Here is a 10,939-nt window from a genome sequence, read left to right as displayed (position 1 = left end):
CCACCCCACCGAGCAGCCCCGGGCGTACCCCCAGTCCCATCGACGCGTCGAGCACCGCGCCGTGGAGGAGGGCGGCGAGGGGACCCGTCAGGTGCCAGATCAGGTCGGCGATCTCCGTGGGGTCGATCAGGCGGCCTCGGGGGAGGGTGGATTCCAGGGTCGCGCGTTCCTGCGGGGTGAGGCCCGCGAGGGTGCTGGCCTCGAACATGAGGGTGTCCACCGCGCCGGGGCAGACGGCGACGACGTCGACGGGGTCGTGGACCAGCTCGGCGGCCAGATGGCGGGTGAGGTAGGCGAGGGCCGCCTTGCTCATGCCGTCCGCGACCCGGAAACCCGGGAACTGTGCGACGCCCCCGCCGACACTGGCGACGTTGACGATCGTGCCGCGTCCGCGCGCCCGCATCCCCGGCAGCAGTTGCTCGGTGAGCCAGAGCGGCCCCACGGCGTTGATCTGCAGGAACGCCGTGTCCTGCGCGTGGCCGGGCCCGGGGGCGTACCGCTCGACGGTCTTCGAGCCGACGGCCGCGTTGTTGACGAGCACGTCGACCGGTCCTGGCAGTTCCGCGACCAGGCGTTCGTGGTCGGGCCACTCGCCCTGGCGGAACTCGAAGGCCCGCGCCGGGTGCCGGTCGGTGCCCGCCAGTTCGGCGACCAGCCGGGCCGCGCGCTCCCGCCCCGAGTGGTAGGTGAACCAGACGTGGTCGCCGCCGCGCGCGAACCGCCGTACGCACGCCCGCCCGATCCCCGCCGAGCCGCCTGTGATGAGTACGTTCCGTGCCACCGCCATGCGGGCCCCCGTCGGTGTGCCGCGTCCGCCGTCTGACGGAACCGCACACTTCCAGCCAACCGGGACCCACGGTCAGGCACTGGGGCCCCCGCCGACATCTCGTCGGATCGGGCCCCGGACTTCAGCGACTAGGACACCGGCCGGCTGCTCAGCCGTACATCCTGCGCATCGCGAACTCCACCATCTGCTCGACCGCCTTCGCGTCGAACACCATGCGGTGCTCGCCCTCCATGTCGACGACGAAGCCGTAGCCCGTCGGCAGCAGGTCGATGACCTCGGCGCCGGTGATCACGAAGTACTTGGACTCCTTGCCGGCGTAGCGGCGGAGTTCCTTCAGCGAGGTGAACATCGGGATCACCGGCTGCTGGGTGTTGTGGAGTGCGAGGAAGCCCGGGTTGTCGCCGCGCGGACAGTAGACCTTGGAGGTCGCGAAGACCTGCTGGAAGTCCTCCGCGGCCATCTGCCCGGTGGTGAAGGCGCGTACCGCGTCCGCGAGCGAGGGCGGGGACGGCTCGGGGTAGAGCGGTGGCTGCTGGCCGTAGCCGCCCACGCCACCGGCCATCTGCTGCTGGGGCGGGACGTACCCCTGCTGAGCGCCCACGTTCTGGTCGTAGCCGTACATGCCCGCAAGAGTACTGAGTCACAGATGGACGGCTTGGGGTTGCGTCTTATTACCGACGGGTAGCATCATCGTAGCTACTGCTTAGTACTCATCTCGATACACATCTCGTTGCACATATCTCTTACGGAGTCGTCGCCATGGGGCACTACAAGTCGAATCTCCGCGACATCGAGTTCAACCTCTTCGAGGTCCTCGGGCGCGACAAGCTGTACGGCACCGGTCCGTTCGCGGAGATGGACACGGACACCGCGAAGAGCGTCCTGGAGGAGCTGACCCGGCTCGCGGAGAACGAGCTCGCGGAGTCCTTCGCCGACGCCGACCGCAACCCGCCGGTCTTCGACCCCGAGACGAACACCGCGCCCGTACCGGCCTCCTTCAAGAAGAGCTACAAGTCCTTCATGGAGTCCGAGTACTGGCGGCTGGGGCTCCCCGAGGCCATCGGCGGTACGACGGCTCCCCCCTCCCTGATCTGGTCGTACGCGGAGCTGATCCTCGGCGCGAACCCGGCCGTGTGGATGTACTCCTCCGGTCCGGCCTTCGCCGGGATCCTCTACGACGAGGGCAATGACGTACAGAAGAAGATCGCGCAGCTCGCGGTGGAGCGGACCTGGGGTTCGACCATGGTGCTGACCGAGCCCGACGCGGGTTCGGACGTCGGCGCGGGTCGGACGAAGGCCATTCAGCAGGAGGACGGGTCCTGGCACATCGAGGGCGTGAAGCGCTTCATCACGTCCGGTGAGCACGACATGGAGGAGAACATCCTCCACTACGTGCTGGCCCGTCCCGAGGGCCACGGCCCGGGCACCAAGGGGCTCTCCCTCTTCCTCGTGCCGAAGTTCCTCTTCGACGTCGAGACCGGCGAGCTGGGCGAGCGCAACGGCGTCTACGCCACCAACGTCGAGCACAAGATGGGCCTCAAGGCGTCCAACACCTGCGAGATGACCTTCGGCGACCGCCACCCGGCCAAGGGCTGGCTGATCGGCGACAAGCACGACGGCATCCGCCAGATGTTCCGCATCATCGAGTTCGCCCGCATGATGGTCGGCACGAAGGCCATCTCGACGCTGTCGACCGGCTACCTCAACGCCCTCGAGTACGCCAAGGAGCGCGTCCAGGGTCCCGACCTCGCGGCCTTCGGCGACAAGACCGCGCCCAAGGTCACCATCACGCACCACCCGGACGTGCGCCGCTCGCTGATCACGCAGAAGGCGTACGCCGAGGGCATGCGCGCCCTGGTGCTCTACACCGCCTCCATCCAGGACGCGATCGCCGTCAAGGAGGCGAACGGCGAGGACTCGAAGGCCGAGCACGCGCTCAACGACCTGCTCCTGCCGATCGTCAAGGGCTACGGCTCCGAGAAGGGCTACGAGCAGCTCGCCCAGTCGCTGCAGACCTTCGGCGGCTCCGGGTTCCTCCAGGAGTACCCGATCGAGCAGTACATCCGGGACGCCAAGATCGACACCCTGTACGAGGGCACGACCGCGATCCAGGGCCAGGACTTCTTCTTCCGGAAGATCGTCCGCAACCAGGGCGCGGCCCTCAACTCCCTCGCCGAGGACATCAAGAAGTTCCTCGCGCTGGGCACGGGCGGCGAGGAGCTGTCCGGTGCCCGTGAGCACCTCGCCAAGGCGGCCGTCGAGCTGGAGGCCATCGTCGGCCTGATGCTGACCGACCTCGCGGCCACCGAGCAGGACGTCAAGAACATCTACAAGGTGGGCCTCAACACCACCCGCCTGCTGCTCGCCTCCGGTGACGTCGTCGTCGGCTACCTGCTCCTCAAGGGTGCCGCCGTCGCCGTAGAAAAGCTGGAGACGGCTTCCGCGAAGGCTGTGTCTTCCAAAGATGTGCCGTTCTACACGGGCAAGATCGCGGCTGCGAAGTTCTTCGCGGCCAACGTGCTGCCCGGTCTCACCCTGGCCCGCAAGGTCGCCGAGGGTGTCGAGCTGGACCTGATGGAACTGGACGAAGCCGCCTTCTAGCCAGCCGGAGAACCCGTTCCGGGACAGACCGGAACAGCTTCGCGAAACCCCACATCGCCCTTGCGAGGGCCCGCTCCCAACGCCGGGAGCGGGCCCTCGTACGTCGTTAAGGTGAACCCATGAGCGAACCCCCCCGCTTCGACCGCGGCCACACCGACGACCTCATGTCCTTCCTGGCGGCGTCCCCCACGCCGTACCACGCCGTGGCGAACACCGCCGAGCGGCTGGAGAAGGCCGGATTCAAGCAGGTCGCCGAGACGGACGCCTGGGAGGGGACGACCGGCGGCAAGTACGTGCTGCGCGGTGGCGCGATCGTGGCCTGGTTCGTCCCCGAAGGTGCGGCACCCCACACCCCCTTCCGCATCGTCGGCGCCCACACCGACTCCCCGAACCTGCGGGTCAAGCCGCGCCCCGACACCGGTGCGCACGGCTTCCGCCAGGTCGCCGTCGAGATCTACGGCGGACCGCTGCTCAACTCCTGGCTCGACCGCGACCTCGGCCTGGCCGGCCGGCTGAGCCTCCGGGACGGCTCGACCCGCCTGGTGAACGTGGACCGCCCGCTGCTCAGAGTGCCCCAACTCGCCATCCACCTGGACCGGTCCGTGTCCGCCGAGGGGCTCAAGCTGGACAAGCAGCGCCACCTCCAGCCGATCTGGGGCCTGGGCGACGACGTCCGCGACGGCGATCTGATCGCCTTCCTGGAGGAGGAGTCGGGGCTCGCGCCGGGCGAGGTCACCGGCTGGGACCTGATGACGCACTCGGTGGAAGCACCTTCCTATCTGGGCCGCGACCAGGAGCTGCTCGCCGGCCCGCGCATGGACAACCTGCTGTCCCTGCACGCCGGCGCCGGCGCGCTCGCCTCCGCCGCCGCCCGCTCGAACCTGCCGTACATCCCCGTGCTCGCCGGCTTCGACCACGAGGAGAACGGCTCGCAGTCCGACACGGGCGCGGACGGGCCGCTGCTCGGCGGGGTGCTGGAACGTTCCGTGTTCGCGCGCGGCGGATCGTACGAGGACCGGGCGCGGGCCTTCGCCGGGACCGTCTGTCTCTCCTCCGACACCGGGCACGCCGTGCACCCCAACTACGCGGAGCGGCACGACCCGACGCACCACCCGCGGGTCAACGGCGGGCCGATCCTCAAGGTCAACGTCAACAACCGCTACGCCACGGACGGTTCGGGCCGCGCGGTGTTCGCCGCGGCCTGCGAGAAGGCCGGTGTGCCGTTCCAGACCTTCGTCTCCAACAACTCCATGCCCTGCGGCACGACGATCGGCCCGATCACCGCGGCCCGCCACGGCATCAAGACCGTCGACATCGGCGTGGCGATCCTCTCCATGCACAGCGCCCGCGAACTCTGCGGCGACCGCGACCCGTTCCTGCTGGCCAACGCGCTGGTGGCGTTCCTGGAGGGGTAGTCAACTCGCGCTCGGCGCATGGGTGTTGCCTTCCCGGGTACCCGGTCGCGGACCGGAACGAGCGACCTGCAGGGAGGCGACACCCATGGGCCTGGGCGGCTGCATCATCCTCATCGCCGTCGGCGCGATTCTCGCGTTCGCGACCGACTGGCACATGCAAGGAGTCAATCTCACGCTGGTCGGTGTGATCCTCATGGTCGTCGGACTGATCGGCGTCGTGACGTTCAGCAGCATCGCGCGACGCCGGCGCGTGCTGCTGCCGGGCTCGACCACCGTGGTGGACGAGGACCGGAACCGCGACGGATACCGGGCGTAACCCGCACACAGGCCGAATCACCCGCACAGGACATACACAGCCAACCGTGAGCAATCCGTGACGCTGGGCGCATTGTGCGGTTGTGTGAACCTCGTGAAGACTTTGCGCAGTTGAGGGCCCGGGGAGAGGCAGCCCCGGACCTGCCCCGCGATCGTCACAGGGAGTCACTGCCGTGCCCGAACCACGGCTGGTGGTCCTCATACCCGCCCACAACGAGGCGGACCGCATCGGCGCCGCGATCGAGGGCCTGTGGCGGCAGACCCGTAAACCCGACCTGATCGTCGTCGTCACCGACAACTGCACCGACGACACGGCCGAGGTCGCCGCCTCGCACGGCGCGGACATCTTCGCCACCCAGGGCAACACCCACAAGAAGGCCGGCGCCCTCAACCAGGCCATCGACTGGGTCCTGCCCCACCTCGACGAACGCGACCTCCTCCTCGTCCAGGACGCGGACACCGTCCTCAACCCCTGGTTCAGCGAGACCGCCATGGCCACCTTCAACCGCAAGGTCGGCGCCGTCGGCGGAGTCTTCTACGGCGAGAAGGGCGGCGGCCTCCTCGGACTGCTCCAGCGGATGGAGTTCCAGCGCTACGCCTGGGAGTTGGACCGCACCGGCGGCAAGGCCCAGGTGCTCACCGGCACCGGCACGATGTTCCGCGCCCGCGTCCTGCGCGAGGTCCGCGAGGCCCGCCACTCGGGGCGGATCGGCGGCGGCGACGGCTACTACAGCCTCGCCTCGCTCACCGAGGACGACGAGATGACCAAGGCGGTCAAGACCCTCGGCTACCGCGCGATGTCCCCGGCGGGCTGCGCGGTCACCACCGAGGTCATGACCAGCCTCCCCAAGCTCTGGCACCAGCGCCTGCGCTGGCAGCGCGGCGCCCTGGAGAACCTCCGCGACTACGGCTGGACCAAGGTCACCGCCCGCTACTTCCTCCAGCAGTTCCTGATGGGCTTCGGCGCGCTGTCGTTCCTGGTCTACCTGACCTTCATGGCCACGTACACCACGCTGTACGGCTGGCCCGGCCTCTCCCCGTTCTGGACCGCGATCGGCCTGATCTTCGTGGTCGAGAAGACCGTCTCCGTCCGCCGCGCCGGCCCCCTCGCGATCCTGGTCGCCGCGCTGATGATCCCCGAGATGCTCTACGACCTCTTCCAGCACGCCGTCTACTTCACCTCCCTGTGGGGCCTGGTCCGCCGCAGCGAGGAGAAGTGGGTGGCCACCTAGCCCATCCCCCACGCACGCTCACGCATCGGAACCCTCAAGGAGAAACGTTTATGTACGGAAGAGTTGTCGGCGCCGGCACGACCGGCGCCGGTGGGGCCACGCTGGCCGCGACCGGCCTGTGGCTCAACAGCATGGCGATGATGGTGGCGGCGACCACGCTGGTGGCGGCGGGGATGGCGGTGTACAAGCTGGCACCGCGGGCGCGGCGCCGATAGGGCTTTGCCCCGGGTGATCCCCCGTTTCAGGCGTCCTGGTTGTCCCGGCCGTCACGGTTGTCACGGTCGTCCATGCCTGCCAGGACGAGGGGGAGTCGGTCCGTCGCGCCTTCGGTGAGGCGGACCGGGACGCCCCAGTCCTGCTGGTGGACATGGCAGGCGGGGTACTCGTTGGCAGGGTCGTCATCACAGGAGGCGGCCATCGCGGAGACGTGCAACACGCCTTCCGTGACGGCCTCGTTGAGGGTCAGGGTGCGGTTCAGGTCCGTGCCCGCGCCCTCGCCGGTGATCAGGAGCTCGGGCGGGGTGGCGGAGACGAGCAGCCGGGTCGAGGGGCCGTAGCGGGTGTCGAGCTTCTGCCCGGTCGGGGCCTGGAAGATGACGTCCAACTCCAGCTCGCCCGGGGCGACTTCGGTGGCCGCGCGCTGGGTGCGATGCGCTACGGACTCGACCCGCACCGCCTCCTCCGGCAACCGCAGCCGGGTCAGCCGGTGCCGGGCCGACTCGACGACCAGGATCTCGTCACCGACCAGCACGGCGTCGCTCGGCTCCCTCAAGTCCGTGGCCAGCGTGGTGACTTCGCCGGTCGCGGGGTCGTAGCGGCGCAGCGCGTGGTTGTACGTGTCGCTGATCGCGACCGAGCCGTCCGGGAGCGCGGTGACGCCCAACGGGTGCTGGAGCAGGGCCTGTTCGGCGGCTCCGTCACGATGCCCGAAGTCGAAGAGCCCGGTACCGACGGCGGTGTGGACGACACCCTCGACGTCCACCCAGCGCAGGGCGGACGTCTCGGAGTCGGCCAGCCAGAGCCGGTCGGGGGTCGCGGCGAGTCCCGAGGGCTGCGCGAACCAGGCCTCGGGGCCGGGCCCGTCGACGAGCCCCTCGTTGGTGGTACCGGCGGTGACGGCGACGGTGTCGGTGGCGGGGTCGTAGGCCCAGAGTTGGTGCACACCGGCCATGGCGATCCACAACTTGTCCTGCCACCAGGCCACATCCCACGGGGACGAGAGGCTGACCTCGCGGGCGGGGCCGGAGGTGGGCTCGCCCTGCATCCACTGGTATCCGGTACCGGCGAGGGTGGTGACCCGACCGCTCTCCGGGTCGAAGCGCCGGATCACATGGTTCCCCGTGTCGGCGACGGCCACGGCGCCGTCCGGCAGCAGCACCAGCCCCTGCGGCTCCTTGAACCGCGCGCGGACCCAGGTGCTGTCGGTCATTCCGCGATCGCCCTGACCGATCCGCCGTACGACCGTGTCCCCGTCCGCCGCCAGCTCGACCAGTTGATGCCGGGTGGTGTCGCTGACCAGGAAGTTCCCGGAGGGCAGGGCCAGCGCCTTGCCGGGGAAGCGGAGCACGGTGGGCTCGGGCTCCGGGGCCACATACGGCCCGTCCCCGCGCCGGAGCGTGCCCTTCGCCGCGTGCTCGGTCTCCAGCTCCGCCACCAGCCGCTCGATGGCGTGCGCGTGCCCCTCGCCCGCGTGCTGCGCGACGACGTACCCCTCCGGGTCGATCACGACGAGCGTCGGCCACGCGCGCACCGCGTACTGCTTCCAGGTCGCCAACTCCGGGTCGTCCAGCACCGGATGCTCCACGCCGTACCGCTCGACCGCGTCCACGACCGCCTGATGCTCGGCCTCGTGCACGAACTTCGGCGAGTGCACGCCGATGATCACGACGGTGTCGCGGTGCTTCTCCTCCAACTCCCGCAGCTCGTCCAGTACATGCAGGCAGTTGATGCAGCAGAAGGTCCAAAAATCCAAAATGACAATGCGTCCGCGCAGGTCGGCGAGGCTGTACTGCTTGTCCCCCGTGTTCAGCCAACCGCCCTTGCCGGTGAGCTGGGGGGCGCGGACGCGGGCGCGTCGGGGAGTCGGGGTCGCGGATGCATCGGTCATGAATCAAGACTGCCACCCGCGACTGACAGTCACGACAGCGCGTGCCGGATGCACTGGACGACGCGGAAAGAGCCAGGGCGCGCGTTCGTCAGTCCGGGCGGTACTCCGCGTGGGGAACGGCCCTCTCCCACGCTGCCTCGTACGCGGTCGCGTACTGCTCCGCCAGGGCCGGATCGTGGCGCACTTCCATTGAAGTGATGGAGGATCACCGTTTTCTTGTCCACCACCCATCTGTCCAGCACGGGGAGCAAGAGGCGGTGGGCCCGCGAGCGGGGTAGCCAACGCACGTCTTCGCCCGCCGCGACGTTCGTGAAGGTTCCGTCGTACTCGTAGCGCACGTAGTCGCTCGGCGGCTCGGAGACAACGCGCAGCCGTCGCATGGACACGCCCCGGCCGGTTGTCTCAGTCACCACGTCCAGCCAGGAACGCCACCAGGACGTGCACCGGGGAGTGCCGCGCCTTGGCGAGTGCTTCACGTGCCACTGTTGCCACCGTTGGCTGTCCTGTCATGGTGGCCGGCGGCGATGCCGAGGACGTCCGTCAGGGACTCGACCAGGCGGCGGGCGATCCAGCGGAGTTCGTCAGCGGTCAGAGGTGCGTCGTCGTCCACCATCGGGCGGGCGAGGCCCAGGATGACGGCTGCTGTTTCGAGTTGGCTGCGTCGCTGGTCGGTCATGGTGATGCCGGGCGTCGTACGGCCTGCTCTGCGGGCAGGTCGAACCACACGCCCTTGCCCTCCGGGTGTGGCTGGCCGCCGTACGGGATGTCCGGGCCGTGGCCCCAGCGGCCTTCGGTGAGGGCGTCCACCAGGTACAGGCCTCGGCCGCCCCATCGTTCACCCGGTTCCGTCGTCAACTCCCTTATCACCGGCGGGTTCTCGTCCCCGTCGTACACCACGACCCGCAGCCGCCCCTCCTCCACTGCCAGCCACAGCACCGTGCCGTCACCGCCCTTCGCGTGGACGCACGCGTTGGTGACGAGTTCCGAGGTGCAGAGGATCGCGTCGTCGACCAGGGCACGGTCCAGCTCCAGCGTGCGCAGAACGGTGGCGACGAAGTCGCGGGCGATGTGGGGAGAGGTGTCGAGGGGTGGGCAGATCAAGGTGTACGAGGGCATGGGGCATCAACTCCGGTGGAGTGAGGGGGGTTTGCGCGAGCCCGGGCTCGTTGCTGTCCGGCGCCCCGGTGTCGACGGCCGGGGTGGCACTTCCAACGGGGGGTGGGCGTGCGGGATTTGCGGATGGGTGACCATGCGGGCACCCTCCGTGAGGTACGTTGCGACCATAGCGACTCAGCCTGATACGCATCAACCGTTCAGGAAAAGTACGACAAACGAGGAGAACGTCATGCCGCCGAGGGCCAACCCCACCGCACGCCAAGGGCGACTCGGCACCGAACTGCGCAAGCTGCGCGAGGCGACAGGCATCGAGTCACGGAACGCCGCAGCCTTCCTCGGCGTGAACCAGACCCAGATCAGCCACATCGAATCCGGCCGGTTCGGAATCAGCGAGCAGCGGCTGCGCGGACTGGCCGGGTTCTACGAGTGCGACGACAGCCAACTCGTCGACGCCTTGGTGGAGATGGCTGCGCCCAGGTTCAAGGGCTGGTGGGAGGAGTATCGCGGCGTGATGCCGCCTACGGCGTTCGACCTCGCCGAATTGGAGCATCACGCGACCTACGCCCGCGTATTCGAGATGGTGCACATCCCGGGAGTCCTCCAGACAGAGGACCATGTACGCGCAGCCTCACTGTTCGTCGAGCCGAACCTCCCGAAGGAAGACCGCGAGGCCCGTGTCACGTTCCGGATGCGCCGCCAGGAGGTCATCACCTCGGGGACTCCGTACGACGTGATCATCCATGAAGCCGCACTACGGATGCGTGTGGGGGGCTCCAAGATCGCCCGCGCCCAACTCGACCATCTCCTCCAAGTATCCGGGAGGGAGTCGGTCACCCTTCGCGTCATCCCGTTCGCGGCCGAGGGATTCGCAGGGGCGGGATTTCCCATGCAGTACGTTGGCGGCGCCGTACCTCAACTGGACACCGTGCAGATCGACACGCCCCACGGTGCCGAGTTCATCGACGCCACAGCGCGGCTGAACCGCTACCGAACCCGGAGCGAGATCATCGACAAGGCAGCCCTCCCGCAGGAAGCTTCCCTCGACCTCATCCGCCGTATCGCTCAGGAACTGTGAAGGAGCCCCGTGCCTGAAGCCCTCCGCTGGCAGAAGTCGTCGTACTCCGGAGGAGACGCCGACACCAACTGCCTGGAAATAGCCGCCACTCCCACCACCCTCCACCTCCGCGAGAGCGACGACCCCGCCACGCTCCTCACACCCGCGCCCACTGCCCTGAACACCATGCTCATCGCGCTGAAGGGCAGATGACCCGCCGTGCCTAGAGCCCTCCGCTGGCAGAAGTCGTCGTACTCCGCAGGCGACGCCGACACCAACTGCCTGGAAATAGCCACCACCCCCACCACCCTC

At 68.8% G+C, this 10,939-nt stretch carries 13 protein-coding genes and 1 pseudogene; 8 read left to right on the top strand and 6 right to left on the bottom strand.

Annotated features, from left to right (window positions below; all coding sequences use genetic code 11):
- Together JHN45_RS49225 and JHN45_RS49220 are read right to left on the bottom strand one after the other, a co-directional pair.
- Positions 1 to 787 (bottom strand): SDR family NAD(P)-dependent oxidoreductase (locus tag JHN45_RS49225; protein WP_201055998.1); only part of this gene is annotated, 787 nt, incomplete at its 3' end.
- 148 nt (positions 788 to 935) lie between these two features.
- A complete protein-coding gene (locus JHN45_RS49220; protein WP_019073480.1) occupies positions 936 to 1,409 on the bottom strand; it encodes an SseB family protein in 474 nt (157 codons plus the stop codon).
- 137 nt (positions 1,410 to 1,546) lie between these two features.
- On the opposite strand from JHN45_RS49220, the gene JHN45_RS49215 reads away from it, so the two are divergent.
- From JHN45_RS49215 to JHN45_RS49195, 5 genes are all read left to right on the top strand, one after another.
- Positions 1,547 to 3,388, top strand: coding sequence for an acyl-CoA dehydrogenase (locus JHN45_RS49215; RefSeq protein WP_201055996.1), 1,842 nt, complete (start codon positions 1,547 to 1,549; stop codon positions 3,386 to 3,388).
- Positions 3,389 to 3,507: 119 nt separating this feature from the next.
- Positions 3,508 to 4,803, top strand: a complete 1,296-nt coding sequence (locus tag JHN45_RS49210) for a M18 family aminopeptidase (protein WP_201055994.1) — start codon at positions 3,508 to 3,510, stop codon at positions 4,801 to 4,803.
- 85 nt (positions 4,804 to 4,888) lie between these two features.
- On the top strand, positions 4,889 to 5,119 hold the full coding sequence (locus tag JHN45_RS49205) for a DUF6458 family protein (RefSeq protein ID WP_200712933.1): 231 nt from the start codon (positions 4,889 to 4,891) through the stop codon (positions 5,117 to 5,119).
- 172 nt (positions 5,120 to 5,291) lie between these two features.
- Positions 5,292 to 6,350: a glycosyltransferase family 2 protein gene (locus tag JHN45_RS49200; protein ID WP_200712932.1), complete on the top strand. Its 1,059-nt coding sequence runs from the start codon at positions 5,292 to 5,294 to the stop codon at positions 6,348 to 6,350.
- A 50-nt stretch (positions 6,351 to 6,400) separates the two neighbouring features.
- Positions 6,401 to 6,565, top strand: a complete 165-nt coding sequence (locus JHN45_RS49195; protein WP_200712931.1) for a hypothetical protein — start codon at positions 6,401 to 6,403, stop codon at positions 6,563 to 6,565.
- Positions 6,566 to 6,591: 26 nt separating this feature from the next.
- Here JHN45_RS49195 and JHN45_RS49190 read toward each other — a convergent pair whose 3' ends face one another.
- From JHN45_RS49190 to JHN45_RS49180, 4 genes and pseudogenes are all read right to left on the bottom strand, one after another.
- On the bottom strand, positions 6,592 to 8,457 hold the full coding sequence (locus JHN45_RS49190; protein WP_201055992.1) for a thioredoxin-like domain-containing protein: 1,866 nt from the start codon (positions 8,455 to 8,457) through the stop codon (positions 6,592 to 6,594).
- An 88-nt stretch (positions 8,458 to 8,545) separates the two neighbouring features.
- Positions 8,546 to 8,933, bottom strand: a pseudogene (locus tag JHN45_RS53795) (DUF6879 family protein).
- Positions 8,930 to 9,133: a hypothetical protein gene (locus tag JHN45_RS49185; protein ID WP_201055990.1), complete on the bottom strand. Its 204-nt coding sequence runs from the start codon at positions 9,131 to 9,133 to the stop codon at positions 8,930 to 8,932. Before JHN45_RS49185 ends, JHN45_RS53795 begins: the two are co-directional and overlap by 4 nt.
- Positions 9,130 to 9,573 (bottom strand): ATP-binding protein, encoded by a 444-nt coding sequence (locus JHN45_RS49180; protein WP_201055988.1) that lies wholly within the window; start codon positions 9,571 to 9,573, stop codon positions 9,130 to 9,132. Before JHN45_RS49180 ends, JHN45_RS49185 begins: the two co-directional genes overlap by 4 nt.
- A gap of 229 nt (positions 9,574 to 9,802) precedes the next feature.
- Here JHN45_RS49180 and JHN45_RS49175 point away from each other — a divergent pair, with 229 nt between their 5' ends.
- From JHN45_RS49175 to JHN45_RS53790, 3 genes are all read left to right on the top strand, one after another.
- Positions 9,803 to 10,648, top strand: coding sequence for a helix-turn-helix transcriptional regulator (locus JHN45_RS49175; RefSeq protein ID WP_201055987.1), 846 nt, complete (start codon positions 9,803 to 9,805; stop codon positions 10,646 to 10,648).
- 9 nt (positions 10,649 to 10,657) lie between these two features.
- Positions 10,658 to 10,840: a DUF397 domain-containing protein gene (locus JHN45_RS49170; protein ID WP_201055986.1), complete on the top strand. Its 183-nt coding sequence runs from the start codon at positions 10,658 to 10,660 to the stop codon at positions 10,838 to 10,840.
- 6 nt (positions 10,841 to 10,846) lie between these two features.
- Positions 10,847 to 10,939: DUF397 domain-containing protein (locus tag JHN45_RS53790; protein ID WP_201055984.1), on the top strand; the 93-nt coding region annotated here is incomplete at its 3' end.

The organism is Streptomyces sp. MBT53 (assembly GCF_016654115.1).
Taxonomy (GTDB): Bacteria; Actinomycetota; Actinomycetes; order Streptomycetales; family Streptomycetaceae; genus Streptomyces.
This window is presented reverse-complemented; position numbering and strand designations above follow the sequence as displayed.

Excerpts from the sequence above, each read along its gene's own strand:
- JHN45_RS49220 (WP_019073480.1), bottom strand. The coding sequence starts at position 1,409 with ATGTACGGCTACGACCAGAACGTGGGCGCTCAGCAGGGGTACGTCCCG.
- JHN45_RS49215 (WP_201055996.1), top strand. The coding sequence starts at position 1,547 with ATGGGGCACTACAAGTCGAATCTCCGCGACATCGAGTTCAACCTCTTC.
- JHN45_RS49210 (WP_201055994.1), top strand. The coding sequence starts at position 3,508 with ATGAGCGAACCCCCCCGCTTCGACCGCGGCCACACCGACGACCTCATG.
- JHN45_RS49205 (WP_200712933.1), top strand. The coding sequence starts at position 4,889 with ATGGGCCTGGGCGGCTGCATCATCCTCATCGCCGTCGGCGCGATTCTC.
- JHN45_RS49195 (WP_200712931.1), top strand. The coding sequence starts at position 6,401 with ATGTACGGAAGAGTTGTCGGCGCCGGCACGACCGGCGCCGGTGGGGCC.
- JHN45_RS49190 (WP_201055992.1), bottom strand. The coding sequence starts at position 8,457 with ATGACCGATGCATCCGCGACCCCGACTCCCCGACGCGCCCGCGTCCGC.
- JHN45_RS49185 (WP_201055990.1), bottom strand. The coding sequence starts at position 9,133 with ATGACCGACCAGCGACGCAGCCAACTCGAAACAGCAGCCGTCATCCTG.
- JHN45_RS49180 (WP_201055988.1), bottom strand. The coding sequence starts at position 9,573 with ATGCCCTCGTACACCTTGATCTGCCCACCCCTCGACACCTCTCCCCAC.
- JHN45_RS49175 (WP_201055987.1), top strand. The coding sequence starts at position 9,803 with ATGCCGCCGAGGGCCAACCCCACCGCACGCCAAGGGCGACTCGGCACC.